At 57.3% G+C, this 21,980-nt stretch carries 22 protein-coding genes; 5 read left to right on the top strand and 17 right to left on the bottom strand.

The annotated features are described in order from the left end of the window. Positions 1 to 52: 52 nt before the first annotated feature. The 7 genes from ACT3R7_RS05630 to ACT3R7_RS05600 all read right to left on the bottom strand — a co-directional run bounded on the left by ACT3R7_RS05630 (position 53) and on the right by ACT3R7_RS05600 (position 6,173). Entirely contained in the window at positions 53 to 898 is an 846-nt protein-coding gene (locus ACT3R7_RS05630) for a universal stress protein (protein ID WP_193092014.1), read from the bottom strand. Between the two features lie 156 nt (positions 899 to 1,054). Then, a complete protein-coding gene (thiD, locus tag ACT3R7_RS05625) occupies positions 1,055 to 1,876 on the bottom strand; it encodes a bifunctional hydroxymethylpyrimidine kinase/phosphomethylpyrimidine kinase (protein WP_192537490.1) in 822 nt (273 codons plus the stop codon). An 8-nt stretch (positions 1,877 to 1,884) separates the two neighbouring features. Beyond that, positions 1,885 to 3,300, bottom strand: coding sequence for a TRAP transporter large permease (locus ACT3R7_RS05620; RefSeq protein WP_318782742.1), 1,416 nt, complete (start codon positions 3,298 to 3,300; stop codon positions 1,885 to 1,887). Continuing rightward, positions 3,300 to 3,848: a TRAP transporter small permease subunit gene (locus ACT3R7_RS05615; RefSeq protein ID WP_192537489.1), complete on the bottom strand. Its 549-nt coding sequence runs from the start codon at positions 3,846 to 3,848 to the stop codon at positions 3,300 to 3,302. The genes ACT3R7_RS05620 and ACT3R7_RS05615 overlap by 1 nt, the downstream gene beginning before the upstream one ends. A gap of 104 nt (positions 3,849 to 3,952) precedes the next feature. Next, positions 3,953 to 4,789: an endonuclease/exonuclease/phosphatase family protein gene (locus tag ACT3R7_RS05610; protein ID WP_192537488.1), complete on the bottom strand. Its 837-nt coding sequence runs from the start codon at positions 4,787 to 4,789 to the stop codon at positions 3,953 to 3,955. Positions 4,790 to 4,824: 35 nt separating this feature from the next. Further along, the gene (locus ACT3R7_RS05605; protein ID WP_192537487.1) at positions 4,825 to 5,457 is read right to left on the bottom strand and encodes a thiol:disulfide interchange protein DsbA/DsbL; all 633 of its coding nucleotides are present in this window, start codon (positions 5,455 to 5,457) and stop codon (positions 4,825 to 4,827) included. Positions 5,458 to 5,555: 98 nt separating this feature from the next. Next, entirely contained in the window at positions 5,556 to 6,173 is a 618-nt protein-coding gene (locus ACT3R7_RS05600; RefSeq protein ID WP_192537486.1) for a c-type cytochrome, read from the bottom strand. 359 nt (positions 6,174 to 6,532) lie between these two features. On the opposite strand from ACT3R7_RS05600, the gene yihA reads away from it, so the two are divergent. After that, entirely contained in the window at positions 6,533 to 7,186 is a 654-nt protein-coding gene (gene yihA / locus ACT3R7_RS05595; RefSeq protein ID WP_192537485.1) for a ribosome biogenesis GTP-binding protein YihA/YsxC, read from the top strand. On the opposite strand, the gene ACT3R7_RS05590 is transcribed toward yihA, so the two are convergent. Genes ACT3R7_RS05590 through argH form a run of 7 tightly spaced genes read right to left on the bottom strand, consistent with a single transcriptional unit; the run spans position 7,175 to position 13,212 of the window. Further along, entirely contained in the window at positions 7,175 to 7,915 is a 741-nt protein-coding gene (locus ACT3R7_RS05590) for an HAD family hydrolase (RefSeq protein ID WP_192537484.1), read from the bottom strand. The genes yihA and ACT3R7_RS05590 overlap by 12 nt on opposite strands. After that, positions 7,912 to 8,823, bottom strand: a complete 912-nt coding sequence (locus tag ACT3R7_RS05585; protein ID WP_192537483.1) for a tyrosine recombinase XerC — start codon at positions 8,821 to 8,823, stop codon at positions 7,912 to 7,914. The genes ACT3R7_RS05590 and ACT3R7_RS05585 overlap by 4 nt, the downstream gene beginning before the upstream one ends. Further along, positions 8,816 to 9,526: a DUF484 family protein gene (locus tag ACT3R7_RS05580; protein WP_192537482.1), complete on the bottom strand. Its 711-nt coding sequence runs from the start codon at positions 9,524 to 9,526 to the stop codon at positions 8,816 to 8,818. The genes ACT3R7_RS05585 and ACT3R7_RS05580 overlap by 8 nt, the downstream gene beginning before the upstream one ends. 20 nt (positions 9,527 to 9,546) lie before the next feature. Continuing rightward, positions 9,547 to 10,395 (bottom strand): diaminopimelate epimerase, encoded by an 849-nt coding sequence (dapF, locus tag ACT3R7_RS05575; protein ID WP_192537481.1) that lies wholly within the window; start codon positions 10,393 to 10,395, stop codon positions 9,547 to 9,549. Beyond that, complete coding sequence (gene lysA / locus ACT3R7_RS05570; RefSeq protein WP_192537480.1) at positions 10,395 to 11,666, bottom strand: diaminopimelate decarboxylase; 1,272 nt, start codon at positions 11,664 to 11,666, stop codon at positions 10,395 to 10,397. The genes dapF and lysA overlap by 1 nt, the downstream gene beginning before the upstream one ends. Positions 11,667 to 11,689: 23 nt before the next feature. Further along, positions 11,690 to 11,812 (bottom strand): LPS translocon maturation chaperone LptM, encoded by a 123-nt coding sequence (lptM, locus tag ACT3R7_RS05565; protein WP_018918552.1) that lies wholly within the window; start codon positions 11,810 to 11,812, stop codon positions 11,690 to 11,692. Next, on the bottom strand, positions 11,809 to 13,212 hold the full coding sequence (gene argH / locus ACT3R7_RS05560; RefSeq protein WP_018918551.1) for an argininosuccinate lyase: 1,404 nt from the start codon (positions 13,210 to 13,212) through the stop codon (positions 11,809 to 11,811). Before argH ends, lptM begins: the two co-directional genes overlap by 4 nt. Before the next feature lie 228 nt (positions 13,213 to 13,440). Here argH and hemC point away from each other — a divergent pair, with 228 nt between their 5' ends. From hemC to ACT3R7_RS05540, 4 genes are read left to right on the top strand one after another with little or no spacing between them, the layout of a single operon-like run. Continuing rightward, the gene (gene hemC, locus ACT3R7_RS05555) at positions 13,441 to 14,385 is read left to right on the top strand and encodes a hydroxymethylbilane synthase (protein WP_193092015.1); all 945 of its coding nucleotides are present in this window, start codon (positions 13,441 to 13,443) and stop codon (positions 14,383 to 14,385) included. Next, on the top strand, positions 14,382 to 15,176 hold the full coding sequence (locus tag ACT3R7_RS05550; protein WP_192537479.1) for a uroporphyrinogen-III synthase: 795 nt from the start codon (positions 14,382 to 14,384) through the stop codon (positions 15,174 to 15,176). The genes hemC and ACT3R7_RS05550 overlap by 4 nt, the downstream gene beginning before the upstream one ends. Positions 15,177 to 15,220: 44 nt before the next feature. Beyond that, entirely contained in the window at positions 15,221 to 16,732 is a 1,512-nt protein-coding gene (locus ACT3R7_RS05545) for a uroporphyrinogen-III C-methyltransferase (RefSeq protein WP_192537478.1), read from the top strand. After that, entirely contained in the window at positions 16,729 to 17,991 is a 1,263-nt protein-coding gene (locus ACT3R7_RS05540) for a heme biosynthesis HemY N-terminal domain-containing protein (RefSeq protein ID WP_192537477.1), read from the top strand. Before ACT3R7_RS05545 ends, ACT3R7_RS05540 begins: the two co-directional genes overlap by 4 nt. A gap of 121 nt (positions 17,992 to 18,112) precedes the next feature. Here the strand turns inward: ACT3R7_RS05540 and ACT3R7_RS05535 are convergent, their stop codons facing one another. From ACT3R7_RS05535 to ACT3R7_RS05525, 3 genes are read right to left on the bottom strand one after another with little or no spacing between them, the layout of a single operon-like run. Further along, a complete protein-coding gene (locus ACT3R7_RS05535) occupies positions 18,113 to 19,429 on the bottom strand; it encodes a c-type cytochrome (RefSeq protein WP_226940175.1) in 1,317 nt (438 codons plus the stop codon). 11 nt (positions 19,430 to 19,440) lie between these two features. Next, positions 19,441 to 21,213 (bottom strand): GMC family oxidoreductase, encoded by a 1,773-nt coding sequence (locus ACT3R7_RS05530; protein ID WP_193092016.1) that lies wholly within the window; start codon positions 21,211 to 21,213, stop codon positions 19,441 to 19,443. Positions 21,214 to 21,215: 2 nt separating this feature from the next. Beyond that, a complete protein-coding gene (locus ACT3R7_RS05525; protein ID WP_193092017.1) occupies positions 21,216 to 21,920 on the bottom strand; it encodes a gluconate 2-dehydrogenase subunit 3 family protein in 705 nt (234 codons plus the stop codon). Between the last annotated feature and the right edge of the window lie 60 nt (positions 21,921 to 21,980).

Below are 21,980 nucleotides of genomic sequence, written 5' to 3'. Positions count from 1 at the left end.
CCTCTCCTGATAAGCTAAAAGGTTTAGTGTACCTATACCTTTCTCGCCAGTCTTACCAGGCACGATACAGCATCAAGTCACAGTGCGGCTCACTCAGCAGCGACAGGGTTAGCTGGCTGGTGTGATAAGGCTGGCCTCGGCTGCCCATTATCACCAAATCAGGCGAGTGGCACTTGATATAGTCTTTGACGACATCGCACGGTGTGCCAGGTTCGAGTACCAGCTCGATATCGGGGGCGCCGTCTCTATCTTGTACCAGGCACGCTATTTCGCTGTTGAGCATCTCACGCAAGCGCGCCACTTCCTGCTCGCGCCACTGAGCGTAATAGACCTCTGAGCCAAGCTCGCCTTCACCCGGCAGCGTCCAGGCGTGGAGCAACGTCAACTTGGCTTCGGGGAAGCGGTTTAACGCCTCGATCAGGGTCTGGCGTGCGGCCAAATAGGAATCTACCGGAATCAGGATGTGCTGCCAGGGTTGGGTAGGTACGTGGCGCACTACCACCACCGGGCATGGCGCGCTGCGCAATACGCGCATCAGCGTGGTGCCCGCCAGCAGTTCTGGCTGGCCCCGCTTACGGTGCATGCCCAGCACAATGAGTTCTGCCTGCTGCTCATGGGCCTTACGCACAATTTCCACATGGGGCTCACCAATCACGGTTTGCACTACGGTTTTGGGCGCTTCAAGCGCATAGTCTTCGCGGATATCGGTCAGTGTGGCGCCAATATGCTCGTTTACCGCCTGCTCCAGCGCCTGAAGCAGATGGGCCGGTAGATAGGGGTCGAGTACGTGCAGTACGTCTAGCTGGGCGTGCTGGGCATACGCAAGGCGCAGTGCGCGGGCGAAGCCAGCGCGATTATCAGCGGAGAGGTCGGTGGCAAACACAAACGTGCGGGTCATGGCATAACGCTCCTCGAACAAGCATCCAAACCGTTAGGCAGTCGTCGTCACACAGACACCCCTCAGCATGGTGGGCGAAGCCATATCCCGCAAGCTAAGTACGTTTCAAAGTACGTTTTAAAGTGCATTTAGTTTTTAAAGCGCACTTGAAGCGCATTACCACCAGGCATGAAAGTGATGTACCGGCCCACGGCCTTTACCCACGCTAAGACGCACGCTGGCTTCAAGCGCGGCATGCAGCCACCGCTTGGCATCACCAATGGCGGCGACAGTCGCATCGTCAGGGGCGTCAGCCGGCAACTTTGCCAAACAGGCGGCAATCGCAGACGACAGTGCACAGCCGGTGCCATGCAGGTTATCGGTCTGAATGCGTGAGGCAGGCAGCCATTCATGGCTAGTCGGTGTCGCTAGCAGATCGGGGCAGGTTTCGCCGCGCAGGTGCCCGCCCTTGAGTACGACATAGGGCGCACCCAAGCGAGTCAGGCCCGGCAACATCAACTCCATGGCCTCAAGGCTCTCGGGAGAGGGGGTATCCAGCAGCACCGCCGCTTCCGGCAGATTAGGCGTGATGACATCGGCAAGCGGCACCAGGATATCGCGCACCGCATGAATCCCCGCATCATCGACCAAAATATCACCGCTTTTGGCGACCATGACTGGGTCGAGCACAATCCAGCGCGGACGGCGTTGGCCTAGTACCTCGGCAATTACCTCAGCCACTTCACGGCTGGCCACCATACCGATCTTAACTGCATCCAGCTTAACGTCATTGAGCAGCGTCTCGAGCTGTTCGCGGATTGCCTGAGGCGACACCGGATACACTGAAGCAACACCACAGGTATTTTGCGCAATCACGGCGGTAATAACATTCGTACCATAGACACCGAGCGCCGAAAATGTCTTTAGATCCCCTTGCAGTCCGGCACCTCCCGAAGGGTCGGAGCCCGCAATCGTCAATACATTGACACTATTTGTCATGGGGTCTCCTAAATAACCGACGGAAGCCAGGTGGCGAGCCCTGGGAATAGCGCCAGCGCCAGCAGCATTGCCAGCTGCATGACGATAAACGGAATAACCCCACGGTAGATGGCCGAAGTAGGCACGCTTTGCGGAGTAACGCCGCGCAGATAGAAAAGCGCAAACCCAAACGGCGGGGTCAAAAACGACGTTTGCAGGTTAACGGCGATCATGATGCCTAGCCAGATAGGATCAAGCCCCATGGCGAGCAGCACCGGGCCGACAATTGGCACCACCACAAAGGTGATCTCGATAAAGTCGAGAATAAACCCGAGTAAGAAGATCACTAGCATCACCACAATGGTCGCGCCCAAAACGCCACCCGGCATGGAATCAAACATATGGTTGACCAGCTCTTCGCCGCCAAACGCCCGGAACACCAGCGAAAATAGCGCCGCACCAATCAGGATCAAAAACACCATGCTGGTCACCTGAGCGGTGGAACGCACCACTTCGCCCAGCATTGAAAAGCTTAACCTCCGGTTGGCCGCAGCCAGCACCAACGCACCGAATGCGCCCACTGCCGAAGCTTCCGTGGGCGTTGCAAAGCCGCCCAAGATCGAGCCCAGCACGGCTATAATCAGCAGCACGGGCGGTAAAAGCCCCTTCAACAGTAGCGGCCAGATGCTGCCGGTATGCCCAAGCTCTTCCATCAACGCTTCTCGATCCGCCGCCGGAGCCGTGCTGGGTTTTAGCCACGCCACCACAAGCAGATAGATAATATAGGCGACCACTAGCAGCAGGCCGGGCACCAGCGCGCCGATAAACAAATCGCCCACAGAGAGTGTCTTGGGGCTCCAGGTACCCATGGAGAGCTGGGCCTGCTGGTAGGCATTGTTTAGTACGTCACCCAGCAGCACCAGGGCGATGGAGGGCGGAATGATCTGGCCTAGGGTGCCCGTCGCGCAGATAGTGCCAGTCGCCAGTGACGGCGAGTAGCCGCGCTTGAGCATGGTAGGTAGCGAGAGCAGGCCCATGGTAACGACTGTGGCCCCCACAATACCGGTAGACGCCGCCAGCAGCATGCCCACCAATACCACGGCAATACCCAAGCCGCCGCGCAGGGCACCAAACGCCATGGTCATCGCGTCCAGCAGGGTTTCTGCCACCCGTGACTTCTCAAGCAGCACGCCCATCAGCACGAATAAAGGCACCGCCAGCAAGGTGTTATTCGTCATGATGCCGTAAATCCGATTAGGCATAGAGCCCATCCAGCGCGCCTCAAAGTGCACCGGCACACCCATCGACTGGAGCAGAAAGCCTAATCCGGCGAAGGCCAGCGCCGTTCCTGCCAGTGAAAGCGCCACCGGATAACCCAGCATCAAGACGCCGCATACCGTGGCAAACAGCAACAGCGGCATACCTTCCAATAGAGTCGCCAGCACTAGACCATCTCCTCATGCACAGGGGCAGAACCGGATAGCTTGCCGCGAATAATCAGTACCTGACGAATAAGCTGCGCGACCGCCTGTAACAGCAGCAGTCCCACCATGACCAGAATCAGCGTTTTAAGCAGAAACACGGCCGGAATGCCGCCATCCCCCGAGCGCTCCATAATGGCCCAGCTGGTAATCACATAGTGGAAGCTTGAAATGGCAATAAACGACATGACCGGAATCAGCAAGAACAGCGTGCCGAGCAGGTCGACCCATGCACGGCCCCGGTCTGACATCTTGCGGTAAAAGATATCCACCCGTACATGACCATCGTGGCGTAGCGTCCATCCCGCACCGAGCATAAACACAGCGGCGTGCATGTACATCACGGATTCCTGCATCACGATACTGTTGATACCGAAGATATAGCGCAGCACGACGATGGCGAACTGCACAAGCATCATGATCACAACCAGCCAGGCAATGGCCCGACCCACTCCCTCAGTCACGCAGTCGAGCCAGCGTAGCAGGCGCGGCTCATGGGCATTGACGAGCATGTTAAATGTCCTGGAAAAGAAAACGGCCCAGAATCATCGCTGATTCTGGGCCGAACGTCATCCCCCAAGCGCGCTTGTGCGACCTTTTATTACCGCTAAGCGACTTATGAAACCGAAGGCGCGGCCTGTTCAATAGCCAGCAAACAGGCCGCTGGAAGCGGTAAATCCACGGCGATAGGCAAGTGGTCGGAAAATAGATGATCCATCACCCGCACTTCCGCCGCTTCCAGAGTTTGCGAGAGCAGAATATGGTCAAGCGCACGCCGGGGCTGCCAGGAGGGGTAGCTGAGCAGCGGCTTGACCGGGTGCAACGGCAGCGAGGTGCTGAATCGCTCATGGGCATGCAACTGATCCGGAGTACAGTTGAGATCCCCCATGACGACCACATGACGAAGTGGCTCAATAATCTCGCTTAAGTAGTTAAGCTGGAGTACCCGTCCCCGGTGGCTAAGTGCCAGATGCGCAATAAAGATATGCAGCGCATCGGGGCCGTTGCCAAACCGCACATGTATCGCCCCGCGGCCAGGCAGCATACCAGGCAAGCGATGCTCTTCAATTTTGGAGGGCACCAGACGCGAAAGCAGCCCGTTACTGTGCTGGGCAATACGCCCCAAATTGCGATTCAACTGCTGAAAGTGGTGGGGAAATCCGGCTTTGGCTGCCAGATACTCTACCTGGTTAATACGGCTGGAGCGAAAGCTGCCGCCATCGGCTTCCTGAAGGCCCACCACATCAAACTGACCCAGCACATCCCCCATGATATCCAAGCGTTTTACCCGCTGAGGATTAGGCAAGAAGTGCTGCCAGCTACGAGTGAAATAGTGATGATAAGCAGACGTCTGAATACCGACCTGTAAATTAAAGGTCAGCAGGCGAAGATGCCCCCGCTCTCGCAGAGGCAATGGCCCGGCTCCCTGGTTCATCGCTGTCATATCGACCATCTGCTTATCACCTGACTCCCTGGTTTAAAAAAACCTTATTGCTCGCGCTCCGTGCGTACACGCTCGATAAGCGCTTCAGCGACTTGCGGCATGTTCTCAAGGCTACCGGCTGAGCTTGGCGTTACCACAAAGCGGCCATCAACCACCAGCGCAGGCACGCCCATCAGGCGCATTTCGCGCATGCGGCTATTGGCCTTGTTGACGTCGCTACGTACGCTAAAAGACGTTAACGCCTTTTTAGCGTCCTCTTCACTTACCCCGTAGTCGGAAAAGAACTCGGCAATCTCGTCGGAATCGGTCAGCTTGCGGCCATCCTGATGGATCGCATCAAAAAAATCAGCATGCAGGTCTTCTTCAATGCCTAACGACTCCGCCGCGTAAAAAGCCGTGGCGTGAGTGTTCCAGTTGCCGCCCATGGTCGCCGGCATATGGACTACGCTGATATCGTCTTCCAATGTGTCATACCACTCGTTGACGGGTGTTTGCAGGCGGTAGCAGTGCGGGCAGCCAAACCAGAAAACTTCGGTAACTTCGATCTGATCTTCATCGGCCTGGGTCGCGACCGGTGATTCCAGCAGCGTGTAGTCTTTGCCTTCTACCAATTCCTGAGCACTGACGGCCGCCGAAAGACTTAAACCCGTCAGGGCAACCAATAACGTTTTGATCATAGCGACAATTCTCCAAGGGTAAGCGAAAGCTGGGACTACTAATAACGCTATCAGGTTCCCCTGCTGATAGGAAACCGGATTAATTAAGTAAACAAACCTTAATGCAGACCCAAGAGATAGTTAGCCAAGGCCTGCATGTCAGCATCGCTTAGTTTTGTAGCAATATCGTGCATGCTGTCATTAGGATCGTTAGTCCTATCGCCTGAGGCAAAGGCGCGTAACGTGGCAATGGTATAGGCAGGATACTGCCCGGCAATGGCTGGATAAACGGCGCTACCGATGCCCGCCCCGGTAGGCGTATGGCACGCGCTACAGGCAGGGATACCCAGGCGGCTGTCGCCTGCGCGGTAAAGCGCTTCTCCGCGTGCCAACAGAGCCGCATCATCGGCCTTGGCATGGCCCAGGTTGGCTTGCTGCTCGGCGTAATAGGCCGCCACATCCCAGGCATCCTGATCGGAAAAATCATCCACCATGCCCATCATCTGAGGCACGATGCGCTCGCCATCACGAATATCCATGATTTGCTTGGCCAGATAGGACATTTGTTGGCCCGCCAGGTGAGGAAAGATTTCAACAGGGCTGATACCGGCTGGGCCATGGCAAGCCGCACACGTCTGGGCTTTTTGCTGACCCGCAACTGGGTCGGCCTCGGGCTGGGCATAGGCGCTTGCCGCACTACTCAAGATAGCCACTAAACCCGCCGACAATACTTTCATAAAAACCTTCATAAATACTTTCATAAATACTTTCATAAAAACGTTCATCACAACCCTCATCACAACTCGCATGAGAACTAGCATACAAACTCACTAGCCTGTTGAATGATGGAGGGTTCTCGCGCCGCCTGGGTAGGCACCGTTTACCCATCCCGATTCAAGCCAAACCAACAGCATGCCGATTAGTCGCGGTTGGCTTAAGCGCGGTGGTACACTAGCGCCCCAGGCCACAGGTATCACCGCTTTGGCAGAACGCTTGACCTGCCTGACGGGGTCATTCGTCGCAGCGCAGCGTGCCGCGCCATTATACGCGTGGTTAACGCAAACTGTTTTATAGGTTCGATTTCAGGATTCATTTCATGTCCACCCCCCAAGATAGCCCCGTCGTTCGGCTGAACTACCACACCGCCAGCTTTGTCATCAGCGCGCCGACGCTGGCGACCTGCCCGGACGACACGGGTGCTGAAGTGGCGTTTGCGGGACGCTCGAACGCAGGTAAATCCAGCGCGATCAATGCGCTAACCCAGCAAAACGGCCTGGCACGTACCTCGCGCACGCCGGGTCGCACCCAGCTGATCAACTTTTTCAGCGTAATGAACAATGAATCGCTACGCTTAGTCGATTTACCCGGCTATGGCTACGCGAAAGTGCCCGAGGCCGTCAAAATCGAATGGCAAAAGCACCTGTCTGACTACCTTCGCGGGCGTTTCAGCCTGCGCGGCCTGGTGCTGTTAATGGATGTTCGCCATCCGCTGACCGAATTTGACCAAATGATGCTGAGCTATGCCGACCAACGCAATATGCCGGTGCATATTCTGCTGACCAAAGCCGACAAGCTGAAAAAAGGCCCCGCCAGCGCCGCGCTGCAAAAGGTCCGCTCGCGGCTTAAAGAGTGGGAAGACTTAGTGTCAGTGCAGCTTTTCTCGTCGCTTAAGCGTGATGGCGTCGATACGCTGTCCCAGAAACTCGACCAGTGGCTGTACACGCCCGAGGAAGACACCTCAGGCCAGTGAGCTTTCCACCCGGTCAAGCACGTCCGGCAGTTCCTTAATATGCGCAATGCGGTGCACTCTGGGCGGCAAAGGCTGGTCGGTATCACTTGAAACCCACACCGCATGCATACCCAGCTGCTGGGCAGGCAGAATGTCTTCCGACCAGGAGTCACCCACATGCATGGCGCATTCTGGCGAGACGTTAAGCTTTGAGAGTGCGGTCAGAAAAGGCGTGTGATCAGGTTTGGGGGCCAAAAGCTCGCCGGCGGCAATGGCCACCGGAAAGTAGGCCGCCAACGGCTGACGCTTGAGGTGGATATTGCCATTGGTGATAGCGGCAAGCTGGTAGCGCTCGCTTAACGCCGACAGCAACCCCGCCGCTTCTGGATGCGGTGATACCTGCACGCGCAGGCGATGAAACTCATTCATCGCCGCCGCCGCCCATAAAATAGCTGCACTACGCGGCAGGTCTTCGGCTTCCAGCTGGGCTTCCAACGCGCGCAGGCGCAGCCAGGTAAAGTCGCCGCGCCGCTCGGGCACATCCTTGGCGAACTGCTGACGGCGCTGTAAATAATCCGCGATGCCTTCTTCATAACCCAGCGGTAACGGCGCCTCATGACGCGTGGCGCGCCATATGCTCAGCGCCTCAAGCAGCCAGGCGTAGTGCCCCTCCTCCGTACGCAGCATCACCCCGTGGTTATCCCAAAGCGTATCGTCTAAATCAAACGTGATGGCTTGCAATGCGGTCATGGTTTACTTCCAGAAGGGCGACGCTTGGCGCGTGGGTGGGCGGAATCGTAACTGGTCGCCAGATGCTGCCAGTCGAGTCGGGTATATACCTGGGTGGTGGAGAGATTAGCGTGGCCTAAAAGCTCCTGAACCGCGCGCAGATCCTGACTTGATTCGAGCAGATGGCTGGCAAACGAGTGGCGCAGCCGGTGAGGATGCAGATGCTCAGGCAAGCCGCGGCTGACAGAGAGCTGGGCCAGGCGTTTCTGAATCGCCCGGTGCCCCAGCCGCGCGCCCTGCTTGCCGACAAACAGCGCCGTTTCACCTTCCGGCGCCATCGCTGCCCGGCAGCTTAGCCAGTCAGCCAAGGCATGCTGGGCACGCTGTCCCACGGGCACCTGGCGTGGCTTGCCTCCCTTACCGATTACCCGAACACGGCTGGCCTGCAGGTCATGAAGATCAAGCGCCGCAAGCTCAGCCAGGCGCAAGCCGCTGGAGTAAAAAAGCTCCAGCATCGCCTGATCGCGCACCGCCAAAGGCGAGCCATCGTGGGGGCTATCCAGAAAATGCGCGAGGGCATCGACATCGACCGGGCGCGGCAGATGGCTAGGCTGTTTGGGAGTACGCAGCAGGCCGACCGGGTTATCGGCCAAAATGCCCTGTTTAACCAGATAATCGGCAAAGCGCGACAGTGCTGCACGGCGCCGGGCAAGGCTGCGGGCTCCCAGCCCACGGCTACGCTCGGTGCCTAGAAAAGCGCGCAGTAGCGCAGTGTCCAGCGTGGCTGGGTCATCAATTTCACGCTGCTCGGCAAACCGGCACAGGGCGCGCAAATCCTGCTGATAGGCCGCCACCGTGGCCGGGCTTGCGTGACGAGCTAACCCTTCCAGGTAGCTCGTTACGGCGACCGCAATAGGCGACTCAGCCATGCTGACCCAGGCGGATCAACAAGCGTGCCACGATATCGCCCAGATACTCGGTAAACAGGGTATCCATGCTGGCGCGATAGCACTCGGGGTTAGGGCTTGCCAACAGCAGGTAGCCTAGCGGCTCCCCTGCCGAAAGGCGTGAAATAGCGCAGGAACCCGCCTTGCGCGGCGCTTTGATATGCGGCAACAAGCATTTCCAGTCGCTGACACTCAGCTTGGCACAGCGGCTGGTTTTACCGTCTAACAATGCGGCTAATCGCGCGCTGGCATGCTGGTCCAGCACATGCCGCGGCGGCTGGGGCATCGCTGGCTCATTATCGCTTAGCGTGGCCGGGCACCACAGCGCCATTGCCGGAGTATCAAAGCGCTCGCTTAACTGCGTGGCCAGGGCCTGTGCCAACGCGTCGCGGTCATCAGCCTCTACCAGCACCATCAGGGTTTCCCGCAGGCGCCGATACTGCGCCTCGTTGTGCCTCGCCGTTTCCAGCAGGTGCTCAAGGCGGTCTTCTGCGGTTTCCGCGCGTTTGCGTAAATCCAGCACCAGGCGCTCAAGCAGCGACACTGCGCCATCAATATGCGGATGGGGGACTTTAAGCTGCTGAAGCAGTCCTTCACGGCCTACAAAAAAATCGGGATGACGAGCAAGCCAAAATGCTACTTGATCTGGATCGAGCGTCTTGCGCGGTTCAGGGGCTTGAGACATCACCGTTCTCCTTGAATCAGTTAAGCGCGACCATCATTGATTAGCGCGACGCGGCCATCAAAGACGCGCGTAGCAGGCCCGACCATGACCAGAGATGCTTCCGGGTCAGGCCACTCGATGGTCAATTCGCCACCGGGTAGATGGACGCTCACCGGGCTTTTCAATAAGCCCTGACGAATACCGCTGGCAACGGCGGCACACGCGCCAGTGCCGCAGGCCAAGGTTTCGCCGCTGCCACGTTCAAATACCCGCAGACGAATCTGGTTGGGCGAAAGGACCTGCATAAAGCCCACGTTAACACGCTTGGGGAAACGGGGGTGGGCTTCTACCAACGGCCCAAGGCGTTCAACCGGGGCCTGCTCAACGCTTTCGACCTGCAGTACGGCATGCGGGTTACCCATGGATACCACGCCGACCTGCAGCGTTTCACCGGCTACGTCAAGCGCGTGCAACGGCTGGTCGCCCGGGGCTTCAAAGGGCAGTGCCGCCGGGCTGAAGCGGGGACGGCCCATGTCTACGCGTACCATGCCATCGTGCTGCACTTTCAATACCAGCGGACCACCGGCGGTTTCCACATGAATTTCATGCTTGTGGGTCAGGCGCTGGTCGCGCACAAAGCGCGCGAAGCAGCGCGCGCCGTTGCCACAATTTTCCACTTCGCTGCCGTCAGCATTGAAAATGCGGTAACGAAAATCCATTTCCGGGTCGCGCGGCGGCTCAACGATCAAAAGCTGATCAAAGCCAATCCCAAAGCGGCGATCAGCGAGCTGGCGAATCTGATCTTCACGCAGCCGGGCACGCTGGGTCACCAGGTCCACGACCATAAAGTCGTTCCCCAGGCCGTGCATTTTGGTGAAGTGTAAAAGCATCAGCGTGCTCCTTCGGGTAGCAACGCCTCGCCCGCCCAAAGGCTTTCCATGGTTTCCCGACGCCGTACCACGTGACAGGTATCGCCATCGACCATCAGCTCCGCCGGACGTGGGCGGCTGTTGTAGTTCGAGGCCATCACAAAACCGTAAGCGCCCGCCGAGCGCACCGCCAAAAGATCGCCTTCGGCAATCGCCAGTTCACGCTCTTTACCCAGGAAATCGCCGGTTTCGCACACCGGGCCAACCACATCGTAAGTGGCCGTTTGCCGGGTGTTGCGTGTATCCACCGCAACAATGGCCTGCCACGCCTGATAAAGCGCCGGGCGAATCAGGTCATTCATGGCCGCGTCGACAATTGCGAAGTTTTTGGTTTCACCGGGCTTTAAGAACTCCACGCGGGTCAGCATAACCCCTGCGTTGGCGGCAATCGAGCGGCCCGGTTCAAACAGCAGCATCAGATTCTCGCCGCCTTCCCAGCGCGACAGGCGAGCCAGAAGCTGGCTTGCGTAATCAAACGGCTGCGGGGGCTTTTCATCCCGGTAAGGCACGCCCAAGCCACCGCCTAAATCGAGATGATCAAGCTCGATGCCTTGCTCGCGCAGACGCTCCATAAGCACCAGCAGGCGCTCCAGAGCATCCAGGAACGGCGCGGTTTCGGTTAGCTGCGAGCCGATATGGCAATCAAGCCCTTTAACCTGAAGATTCGGCAGGCTGGCCGCCAGCTCATAGACCTCAAGCGCGTCGTCCACCGCGATGCCGAACTTGTTGTCCTTAAGCCCGGTGGAAATATACGGGTGGGTACCCGCATCTACATCTGGGTTCACACGCAGCGACACCGGGGCGACTTTACCCAGCTCGCCTGCCACGGCGTTCAAGCGCTCAAGCTCCGGGCGCGACTCGACGTTAAAGCACTTGATACCCACCTCAAGCGCGCGGGCCATCTCATGGGGCTGCTTGGCAACGCCGGAGAACACCACTTTTGCAGGGTCGCCGCCAGCGGTTAATACGCGCTCAAGCTCACCAGCCGAAACAATATCAAACCCGGCACCCAGTTTGGCTAATACACCCAATACGGCCAAGTTGGAGTTAGCTTTAACCGCGTAGCAAATCAGGTGCGGATGGCTGCCCAGGGCCTCGGTGTAAGCGCGAAAATGGCGCTCAAACGTGGCCTTGGAGTATACGTAACAAGGCGTACCATGCTCTTGGGCAATCTGTGAGAGCGGTACGTCTTCGGCGTAGAGTACGCCGTCGCGATAGTTAAAGTGATCCATGAACTCGTTTCTCCTGCAGCCGCTTACCCAGCCTGCTCGGCAGCACCGTTATCGGGCGAAGTATCCTCGGGCAGGTAAAGCGGTCCTTTCTGACCGCAGCCTGCGACTAATAGCGCGATGATCGCGATACATGCCAGCGTTTTCATGCCTGCCCCTGCAGTAAAGAAAGCGCTTCGCGGGCACGCTGAGCCGCGGCACGCACCTGATCCGGTGCAGTCCCGCCGATATGGTTACGCGCAGCAACCGAGCCTTCAAGCGTCAACACGTCAAAGACATCCTGCTCGATGATAGTGGAGAACTGCTGCAGCTCTTCCAGGCTCATTTCTGACAGATCCTTTTGAGTCTTCAAGCCGTAGGCAACCGACTGACCGACGATTTCATGGGCATCGCGGAAGGCAACGCCACGACGGACCAGGTAGTCGGCAAGGTCGGTCGCGGTCGAGAAACCGCGCCGCGCCGCTTCATACATGCTGTCTTTTTTCGGCTCGATGGCAGGGATCATATCCGCAAACGCCTTCAGGCAGTCACGCACCGTGTCCACCGCATCAAACAGCGGCTCTTTATCTTCCTGGTTATCCTTGTTGTAGGCCAACGGCTGCGATTTCATCAGCGTCAAAAGGCCCATCAGATGACCATATACCCGGCCCGTTTTACCGCGCACAAGCTCCGGTACATCGGGGTTTTTCTTCTGCGGCATGATGGATGAGCCGGTGCAGAAGCGGTCAGGCAGGTCAATAAAGTTGAACTGGGCGCTGGTCCACAGCACAAGCTCTTCGCTCATGCGCGACAGGTGCATCATCAGGATGCTGGCGAAACTTGTGAATTCAATCGCAAAGTCACGATCCGACACGGCGTCCAACGAGTTTTCCGCCGGGCGGTCAAAGCCTAAAAGCTCAGCGGTTACGTGGCGGTCGATCGGGTACGTAGTACCGGCAAGTGCTGCAGCACCTAGTGGCAGTACGTTGACGCGCTTACGGCAGTCAAGTAAACGCTCGTGGTCGCGGGCAAGCATTTCCTGCCAGGCCAGCAGATGATGACCAAAGGTCACCGGCTGGGCGGTTTGCAGATGGGTAAAGCCCGGCATGATAGTGTCGGCTTCGCGGTCGGCAAGCTCGATCATGCCTTCGCGCAGACGCTTCAATTCCACTTCAATGACGTCGATCTCGTCACGCATGAACAGGCGAATGTCGGTGGCGACCTGATCATTACGCGAACGCCCGGTGTGCAGCTTCTTACCGGTAATGCCGATCTTGTCGGTCAGGCGTGCTTCGATATTCATGTGCACGTCTTCAAGCGGTACCGACCAGTTAAATTCGCCGCGCTCGATTTCACCCTGAATCTCGGTCAAACCGTTAATGATCGCATCGCGCTCTTCGTCGGTAAGTACACCGACGCGGGCAAGCATGGTGGCATGGGCAATGGAGCCCTGAATATCCTGGCGCGCCAGGCGCTGGTCAAACGTCACAGACGCTGTAAAGCGCGCAACAAAGGCATCGGTGGGCTCGCTGAAGCGACCGCCCCAGGACTGATTCGTAGTTTGGCTCATCGGAGGCATATCCTGCTGACAAAACAAAAGAGTCGATTGCGGAAAGTGTAACAGAGTCATTGCCCTGAATGCTTGAGTTCAAAGGCACGGCATATTTAGCTCAATGGCGTTTCAACCATCTGGCGCTTATCTTAAATAAAGCGGCTGATTTTTACTGTGTGGCCGGGTGCTTTATGATGAGACACATCATAGCTTGACGCGCCGCGTCAGCGGCAAAGGGAGAATAACGTGTCATCCATCACCAAACTGCGTATCGCCACGCGGAAAAGCCAGCTGGCCATGTGGCAAGCCGAACACGTTCGCGACCGCCTGATGGCGGCACATGAGGGCTTGGAAGTCGAACTGGTGGCGCTTTCCACCAAAGGCGACAAGATCCTCGATACGCCCCTCTCCAAAATTGGCGGCAAGGGCCTTTTTGTCAAAGAGCTGGAAGACGCCATGTTGGACGGTCGAGCGGATATCGCCGTGCACTCCATGAAAGATGTGCCGATGCTGTTTCCCGAGGGTTTGGGGCTCTCGGTGATTCTAGAAGGCGCTGATCCCACGGATGCTTTTGTATCCAACCACTACAAAAGCGTCGATGAATTGCCCGAGGGCGCCAAGATTGGTACTGCCAGCCTGCGCCGTGGTTTACAGTTACGCGAAGTACGCCCCGACCTGGAAATTCTTAACCTACGCGGCAATGTGCAGACCCGCCTGGCCAAGCTCGACGATGGCGAATTTGACGCCATTATTTTGGCGACCTCCGGCTTAAAACGCTTGGGGCTTGATGGGCGCATCGCCCAGGCACTGCCGCCTGAAGTGTGCCTGCCTGCGTGTGGCCAAGGGGCGCTGGGCATCGAATGCCGCCTGCATGACCCTGAGCTGATTGGTCTGCTAGCCCCACTGGATGACCCAGACACGGCCACACGCGTACGCGCTGAACGCGCCATGAATACGCGCTTGGAAGGTGGTTGTCAGGTACCCATCGCGGGCTTTGCGGTACTCAATAAAGCCAATGATACGATTTGGCTGCGTGGGCTTGTCGGCAATCCCGAAGGCACTGAAGTACTGCGTGCCGAAGGCAGTGGCTCGATTCATGAACCTGAAGCGCTGGGAATACGTATTGCTGAAGACCTGCTTGACCAGGGTGCAGGCGAAATTTTAGCCGAGGTGTACGGCAACAACGTATGACACAGCCGGTTTTAATCTGCCGCCCGGGTCAACGGGGTGAGGCACTGGCCAATACGCTGCGTGCTGCGGGTGCCTATGTAGAATCGCTCGACGTACTGGCGCTTGAAGCCTTACCGGAAGACCCTGTCATGCGCAGTATCTGGCTCAATATTGATCAGTATGACAAAGTGGTAGTAATCAGCCCTTTCGCGGCCGAGTATTTAAGTGACGCATTGGACCGCTACTGGCCGCAACTGCCGGTCGGCATTGATTACTATAGTGTGGGCCATGCCACGGCTGACGTACTGTTTAACCAGCTTGGGGTCAGAGTACGTATACCTCCAGCGGGTTTTGATAACCAGCCTACTAGCAATAAGCATGCTGAAAAAAATAGCGGAGAAAACACCAGCGAGGCGCTTTTATCGCTTGCCTCGCTCAAGGATGTCGCGAACCAGCGGGTGTTGCTGGTGGCGGGTGAAGGCGGCCGCACGCTGTTGGCCGATACCCTGGCCGAGCGCGGTGCCACGATTACCCGGGTTGCCGTGTATCGGCGGGTTTTTCGAGCGCCTTCAGAAGCCATGCAGGCGCGCCTGGCAGCCGGTGATTATCGAGCGTTAATCGTCACTAGCGGCGAACTGCTTGAACATCTGGCAAAATGGTGTGATCAGACAGCGTTGAACCAACCGCTAATCGTTTCCAGTCGCCGTTTAGCTACACTGGCCGGTACACTGGGTTTTTGTGACCTCAAGGTGGCGTCGGGAGCAACGCCGGCTGCCCTGGCAGCTGCGTTAAACAGGTCCTGTCACCCTTAGGGTGCCGATGTCGATCAAGGAACTTAATTAAGGGCTAGCGACAGATGAGCAAACAACCAAACGAGCAGGAAGACGTACAAAAAACGTCCGCTGATGCGTCCAAGGACAGCGTCAAATCGGATGCTACTGCCGCGTCAGCCACTACTCCTCCACCCGCCAGCGAGGCAGCAAGTCGTCCTCCTGGTGGTGCGACAACGTCGCCAAACGAGTCACCCAGGAACGGAAATGGCCGTTCGCGTCGACGTGGCAAAGGCGGCGGCACCTCTAACGCAACGCCTGCGGCAGCATCACCGCCAGCCAAGCCAGCGTCAAGTGAGGCGTCTTCAAGTACGTCGCCTACGACTGATAAACCGGCATCGACGCTTACCGACAAACCGACTGTCACCAGTGAGCCTGCGTCCGCTAAAAAAGATACTCTGGGCAGTACATCTACGCCTCACAGCCCATCCGGCAAAGGTGGTAATGGTACACCGCCGCCAACCTCCAACAGCGGGGGCGGTAAGCGCGGAGGCAGTAAAGGCGGGCTTATCGCCCTGGTACTAGTACTAATATTGGCCGTAGCGCTTATTATGGTGGCTTGGCAGGGTTGGCAACGTCTGGATAGCCAGCAGCAGCGCATCAATGAGCTAAGCCAGCAGGCTGAAAACAGCGCCACTCAGCAAACCGTGAGCGATCTTGAATCACGCTTTGAAAGCAGTGAAAGCGAGCGCACACAAGCGCTTGAAGGCACGCTGGAAGAGCTGCGCGGTGAGCTGGACAGCTATCGCAGCGATGTTAACAGCACGCTCGACGACGTACTGAACCAGCTTTCTCAAGCCCAGGACACCGACGACCGCGACTGGCTGCACGCTGAAGCCGCCTACCTGCTACGCCTGGCTAACCAGCGCTTACAGCTTGAAGGTGATGTTGATGGCGCCGCTGCCCTGCTACGCACCGCCGATGCCCGCCTGGCGGATGCCGATAACCCGGCGTTAACCGCCGTGCGTCGTGAAATTGCCAACGAACTTGCCGAGCTGGATGGCGTGCCGCGCGTGGATCGCACCGGTATTTACCTGGCACTCAATGCTCAGCAAGAGCGAGTGGCTGGCCTGCGCCTGTCGCAAGAAGTGGAAGAGCGTGCCGTAACCTCCGGTATTGAACAGCCGCCTACCGGTACCTTCCAGCGTCAGCTGGCCCGCTTTGGCGAAGAGCTGAAAGATCTGGTGATGATTCGCCATCATGATGAGGCAATGGAAACGCTGGTTACGCCAGAGCAGGAGTCTTACCTGCGCCAAAGCCTACGATTGATTATTGAGCAGGCGCAGCTTGCACTGCTTAAAGAAGAGCAGCCGCTGTATGAAGCGAGTATCGACAAGGCGCTTGAGTTACTCAACGGCTACTACGACGTCGAGCGTGAAGCGACCCAGAGCGTTATTGCCCGCCTTCAAGAGCTGAAGCAGGCCGAGATTGAACCGGAACTGCCGGACATTAGCGCCTCTCAGCAAGCGATGACCAGCTTTATTGAAAACCGCTTTAGATCACGCCAGCAAAACGGTGAAGAGGGAGGTGATGCATGAGAAAACTCGTCCTCCTTCTGGTCGCAGGTCTGGCAGTAGGTGCCCTGCTCGGGCACCTGATGATGTCAGTCCCCGGCTACTGGCTAATCCGAGTAGGTGACACCTCGGTTCAGACCTCCTTCTGGTTTGGCCTGATCATTCTGCTCGCAGCCTTTATCGTGGTGCACTTTGCGCTGCGCCTGCTGACCGGTATTATTCGCCCGGTGGGCCGCTTTCGTACCTGGAATGGCCGCGCTCGCAATCGCCGCGCCATGAAGCGTACCGTGCGCGGCTTGGTTGCGCTAACCGAGGGCCGCTGGAAAAAAGCTGAAAAAACCCTGGTTCACGCCGCCGACGACTCCAGCACCCCGCTGGTTAACTATCTTTCAGCCGCGTTGGCCGCTCATTATCAGGGTAATCACGAAAAATCCCAGGAGCACCTGAACCAGGCGCAGCTTTCCACTGAAGGCGCCGACACTGCGATTGGCTTAATGCAGGCGCAGCTGATGATCGACCGTCAGCAACCTGAAGAAGCAATGGCGATCCTCAACCGCTTGGATAAAAAGCTCAGCGATCACCCGCAAGTATTAAAATTGCTCAAGCAGGTGCACTTGAGCGTTAACGATTGGGAAGGCTTGCGCTGGCTGCTGCCTCGTTTAGCGGCCCAAAAGCTGATTGCACCGCAAGAGCGAGAACAGCTTGAGTTCAAGGCGTACCGCGAGTTGATTACTTTTGAAGCCAAAAACCCAAGCAATATCGAGCGGGTTCGCGGGTTATGGGCAGATATGCCTGAGTACCTGCGGGGTAATACCGAGCTGATCGTGTTGTATACCGACGCGCTGGTTCAGGCTAATGAAGAAACCATTGCCGAACGCCTGCTAAATCATTCGCTGGACCATCATTGGGATGCCCGTCTAGTCAAGCGCTATGGCCTGCTTAACGTGCATGCTGCACGTCAGTTGGCAAAAGCCGAGAAGTGGCTGCAGGAGCGTCCTAACGATCCGGAGCTGCTGCTGACCTGTGGCCGCCTTTCCTTGCGTACCGGCAAGTGGGAGAAAGCCCTGGAATACTTCGAAGCCAGCCAGCGCCAGCGGCCCAACGGCGAAGTATGCGCCGAGCTTGCCCGTCTCTACGCAAGCCTGGGCGAGCACAACAAGAGCCAGCTTTACTATCGCCACAGCGTGGAAATGCTCGCCAAGTCGCTGCCCTCGCTACCCCAACCCAGCGATGCCGGTGACAGCCAGAAGCCTGACACGAAAGCGGCTAAAAAACGCGCTTAACGTGAGCCACGTAAAACGGGTGCCCTTTTGGGCACCCGTTTTTGTTTCTACCTACCGTATGGTTCTAGCTGGTCTAACCTAACCAATCAATACAGCTAGTGAATGTCGCTAATAAATATCGCTAGTCGATATAGCTAGGCGCGCTGGTAGGACGATCTTCCGGCAGCGTGTCTCGTACATCAGCCACCTGGTCAGCACTGACCTCACCGCCCTCATTACCCCAGGCCGAGCGCACGAAGTTGGCGACTTCAGCCACCTCATCATCAGAAAGCCGCCAGGCAAAATCGGGCATAGCCAGCGCTTCCGGGCGCTTCTCGGTCGAAGGCATCCGGGCACCGGATAGAATCACGCGAATGATTCCGGTGGGGTCTTCAGCATTGACCAGTGAACTGCCCACCAGTGACGGAAAGACCTGAGGCGCCCCTTTACCATTGGCAAAGTGGCAGGCGTTGCAATTATCCAGATAGAGCCGGGCACCGGTATTGCCATCCACATCGGCGTGGGTCAGCATCGTTTGGGTCTGTTCGGCGGCCCGTTCATCGCGTGGTGCCTCATCACCGTCACCCGCGGGCAGCGATTTGAGATAGCCTGCGATGGCGTAGAGATCGGCCTCTTTAAGATGCGACGTGCTGTGGGCAACCACCGGGGCCATCTCGCCGACAACGGCGCTATGATCATTTCGGCCGGTTTCCAGATAGGCGACGATATCCTCTTCGCTCCAGCGCTGAAGCGGATGGCGCTGATTACCGCTACCCCGCAAGTTCGGCGCATACCAGCCTTCCAGCGTTTCCCCTGTAAGGAAATCGCTGCCCTCGTCCTTCATGGCCTTTTCCTGGAAGAACAGTCCACGCGGCGTGTGGCAGCTGCCACAGTGGCCTAACCCTTGTACCAGGTAGGCGCCGCGGTTCAGCTCATCGCTGCGCTCGTCAGAAGGCTTAAACGGTTCAGAGGATGTGAATAACCAGTTCCAAAGCCCGATCCCCCAGCGCTGATTAAACGGAAAGCTCAGATCCGTACGCTCCGGCTGATAGGACACCGGCGCCACGCCTTCCATAAAGTAGGCATAAAGCGCATCAATATCGTCATCGGTAATTAACGAGTAGGAGGGGTACGGCATGGCTGGATAAAGCTTTTTACCGTCGTTACGTACGCCATCGCGCAGCGCCGCGGCAAACTCGTCGCGCGTATAGTTACCGATCCCGGTATCCGGGTCGGAGGTAATATTGGTCGAGAAAATCTCCCCAAAGGGGCTTTCAACCGCCAGACCGCCTGCAAAAGGTTCGCCACCCGGGGCGGTATGGCAGGCAACGCAGTCGCCCGCCCGGGAAAGGTACTCACCGCGCTCTATCTCGGCCTGGTCGAACGCCACGCCTTGTGCCGCCACGCTTAACAGACCCACGCCCGCCAGCCCCTGACGCCATTGTCGATGAATCATCATGGTCGCTCTCCTTAGGCTTGGACCAGAGGTCCGGGGTTGGGTAGATACTGCTCGCGAATTGCTTTGGCCGACCAGTAAGCCAAAGCGCCGACCAGCCCCGTGGGGTTATATTGAATATTCTGCGGAAAGGCACTGGCACCCATCACAAACACGTTGTGGACATCCCAACTCTGCAAATAGCGATTCAGCGCGCTGGCGGATGGGTCGAATCCCATAATAGCTCCACCGACGTTATGAGTTGTCTGGTAAGGGCGGACGTCATAGCGTGAATCGAAATCCTTGAACGAGAGCTTGTAGTCATCCGGGCCCAGCGCCTTGGAGAGCGTGTCGATCTTCTGCTTCATAAACTGGGTCATGCGCACGTCGTTTGCCTTCCAATCAAACGTCATACGCATAAGCGGGCGCCCATGGTCGTCGGTATAGTTGGGGTCAAGATCCAGATAGCAGTCGCGGTAAGCCATGTTGCTGCCATGGGAACCAATCGTCATGGTGTGGCCATAGGTTTCCTGCACCGCCTGCTTCCAGCCAGCGCCCCAGGTCGGCGCATCTGAGCGCAGCGGCATGTTGCGAATCGGCTGCCCGTTGGTCATCGCGGCATTGATATACGAGCCGCCAATGAAGCCTTCCTGAGCAAAATCGATCTGTTCGACGCCATAGTCATTAACAACTTCACCATTGCCACCTGCGCCAATAAAAGGATTGAACTCCTTATCCTTGAAGTAGAGCGTTGAGCCGCCGTTCATCTGATAGGCGTAGTTCTTGCCGACCACACCTTCACCGCTTACCGGGTCATAAGGCGTACCGATACCCGACACCAGCATCAAATGTACGTTGTGGAGCGAGTAAGCGCCCAACACCACCAGGTCAGCCGGCTGAAAGACCTCATTACCGTCGCCATCGATATAGGTCACGCCAGTAGCCTTTTTGCCATCGCTATCAAGCTCCACTCGGAGCACTTCGCTATTGGCCTGGTAAGAGAAATTTTCGCGCCGTTTAAGCGCACCTAGAATGCAGGTTTGGGGCGAGGACTTGGAGTAGTTTAAACAGCCATAACGTTCGCAAAAGCCGCAAAAGTTACACGGCCCAAGCTGCATGCCGTAGGGGTTGGTATACGCTTCTGAAGCGTTAGCGGCGGGCAAGGGAAAAGGGTGCAGCCCCTGTTCACGCGCCATATCAGCAAACAGCGTGTCGTTATAGGTACGTGCGAGCGGCGGCATGGGGTACTCGTTTGAGCGCCATCCCTCGAATGGGTTGCCCCCTTCCTGAATCTCACCGTTAAGGTTGCCCGCCTTGCCGGAAATACCCGCCACTTTCTCGAAGTAATCAAAAAAGGGCTCCAGCTCGTCGTAGCTCACGCCAAAATCCTGAATGGTCATTTCGTCAGGAATGATATCGGCGCCGAAATTCTCCTCGACGTAGCTTTTAAGACGCAGCTCCTGAGGCTGGGGCCGCCAGGTATGCCCGTTCCAGTGCACGCCTGCCCCGCCAACTCCGTCGCCGGGTAAAAATGAACCCAGGCTGCGATAAGGCACCGCCATATCACCCAGGCCATGACGGACCGTCAGCGTGCTTTTGGCCGGACGCTGCATCAATTTATAGCGTACGCCATAAGTCAGCTCATCAGCGATTTTCGGGTAGGCAAAGTCCGGCACGGTATCGCGGTCTTCACCGCGCTCAAGCGCCAGCACGTTCAGCCCTTCGTCTGTCAGCTCCATGCCCATGATCGAACTGGTCCAACCCAGACCAACCAGTACAACATCAACCGGTGGATTTGTTTTCGCCATGCTTATCCCCTTTCGCCGGTAAGGCTGACCGGCCCTAACGGATATTTGACATTGTGTTGGTCGACCCACTCCAGATACGCCCCACGGGCACCTGGGAAGCCGATAAATTTCCAGGCGGCCATATGCTTGTTGCCGCCATGGATGGGATCGGCAAAATAGCCTTCCTTGGTGTTTTGCAGCAAAAAGACAAAAAACTGGAGAGCACCGACGCGCTCAAAAGTGATGTCTTCCCGCTCAAGCTGCTGCAACACCGCTTCCTGAGTGGCGTTATCCAACGCGGTGAACTCCTGGCCGTATTGGCGTACGCAGTAGTCACGCGTGGCGGCAATCCCCTCCCGGTAAACCTCCCGTGGGAGCAGAGACGACTGATAGCCCATTAGCGGCGAGACATTGTCAGGAAAGGGGCCTTTCATATACCAGTCAGCGGCATGTCCAAAGCTGCCTTCCATCTGTCTATCAATAAAGATGGGCACATTGGTTTCCAAAGCACCGGGGCCAGGCCCGTCACTGGGGATCAATCGGTCACAGGCCGCGAGCATAAAACCCCATTCGTCTGCATCAAAAAAGACCGGCTGATAGTCGCTTAGTTGTTCCGGTGGTTCGCTGGCGGGAGCGGTGATTGAGACCCCGCTCCCCAGGGTGACGGCGGGAATGCTGGTTAACGCTCCCTTCATAAATCGTCGGCGCGATTCATTTTTAAGACTCACGGGCCTGCTCCTCTTTGCTTTGTTAAATCACGGTATTTTTATTGTTAGTTATCGGACTAA

The sequence above is a fragment of the Halomonas sp. AOP43-A1-21 genome (assembly GCF_052376775.1).
GTDB classification, from domain to species: Bacteria; Pseudomonadota; Gammaproteobacteria; order Pseudomonadales; family Halomonadaceae; genus Vreelandella; species Vreelandella colorata.
Note: the sequence above shows the minus strand (reverse complement) of the source record. Positions and strands in the feature narration are given on the sequence as shown.

Bases quoted from the DNA above. Each gene is read 5' to 3' on its own strand.
- ACT3R7_RS05630 (WP_193092014.1), bottom strand. From the start codon at position 898: ATGACCCGCACGTTTGTGTTTGCCACCGACCTCTCCGCTGATAATCGC.
- ACT3R7_RS05550 (WP_192537479.1), top strand. From the start codon at position 14,382: ATGACACAGCCGGTTTTAATCTGCCGCCCGGGTCAACGGGGTGAGGCA.
- lysA (WP_192537480.1), bottom strand. From the start codon at position 11,666: ATGGATCACTTTAACTATCGCGACGGCGTACTCTACGCCGAAGACGTA.
- ACT3R7_RS05585 (WP_192537483.1), bottom strand. From the start codon at position 8,823: ATGGCTGAGTCGCCTATTGCGGTCGCCGTAACGAGCTACCTGGAAGGG.
- ACT3R7_RS05605 (WP_192537487.1), bottom strand. From the start codon at position 5,457: ATGATCAAAACGTTATTGGTTGCCCTGACGGGTTTAAGTCTTTCGGCG.
- ACT3R7_RS05615 (WP_192537489.1), bottom strand. From the start codon at position 3,848: ATGCTCGTCAATGCCCATGAGCCGCGCCTGCTACGCTGGCTCGACTGC.
- ACT3R7_RS05600 (WP_192537486.1), bottom strand. From the start codon at position 6,173: ATGAAAGTATTGTCGGCGGGTTTAGTGGCTATCTTGAGTAGTGCGGCA.
- argH (WP_018918551.1), bottom strand. From the start codon at position 13,212: ATGAGCCAAACTACGAATCAGTCCTGGGGCGGTCGCTTCAGCGAGCCC.
- thiD (WP_192537490.1), bottom strand. From the start codon at position 1,876: ATGACAAATAGTGTCAATGTATTGACGATTGCGGGCTCCGACCCTTCG.
- ACT3R7_RS05610 (WP_192537488.1), bottom strand. From the start codon at position 4,789: ATGGTCGATATGACAGCGATGAACCAGGGAGCCGGGCCATTGCCTCTG.
- ACT3R7_RS05580 (WP_192537482.1), bottom strand. From the start codon at position 9,526: ATGTCTCAAGCCCCTGAACCGCGCAAGACGCTCGATCCAGATCAAGTA.
- ACT3R7_RS05590 (WP_192537484.1), bottom strand. From the start codon at position 7,915: ATGACCGCATTGCAAGCCATCACGTTTGATTTAGACGATACGCTTTGG.
- ACT3R7_RS05535 (WP_226940175.1), bottom strand. From the start codon at position 19,429: ATGATGATTCATCGACAATGGCGTCAGGGGCTGGCGGGCGTGGGTCTG.
- yihA (WP_192537485.1), top strand. From the start codon at position 6,533: ATGTCCACCCCCCAAGATAGCCCCGTCGTTCGGCTGAACTACCACACC.
- ACT3R7_RS05540 (WP_192537477.1), top strand. From the start codon at position 16,729: ATGAGAAAACTCGTCCTCCTTCTGGTCGCAGGTCTGGCAGTAGGTGCC.
- dapF (WP_192537481.1), bottom strand. From the start codon at position 10,395: ATGCTTTTACACTTCACCAAAATGCACGGCCTGGGGAACGACTTTATG.
- lptM (WP_018918552.1), bottom strand. From the start codon at position 11,812: ATGAAAACGCTGGCATGTATCGCGATCATCGCGCTATTAGTCGCAGGC.
- ACT3R7_RS05545 (WP_192537478.1), top strand. From the start codon at position 15,221: ATGAGCAAACAACCAAACGAGCAGGAAGACGTACAAAAAACGTCCGCT.
- ACT3R7_RS05530 (WP_193092016.1), bottom strand. From the start codon at position 21,213: ATGGCGAAAACAAATCCACCGGTTGATGTTGTACTGGTTGGTCTGGGT.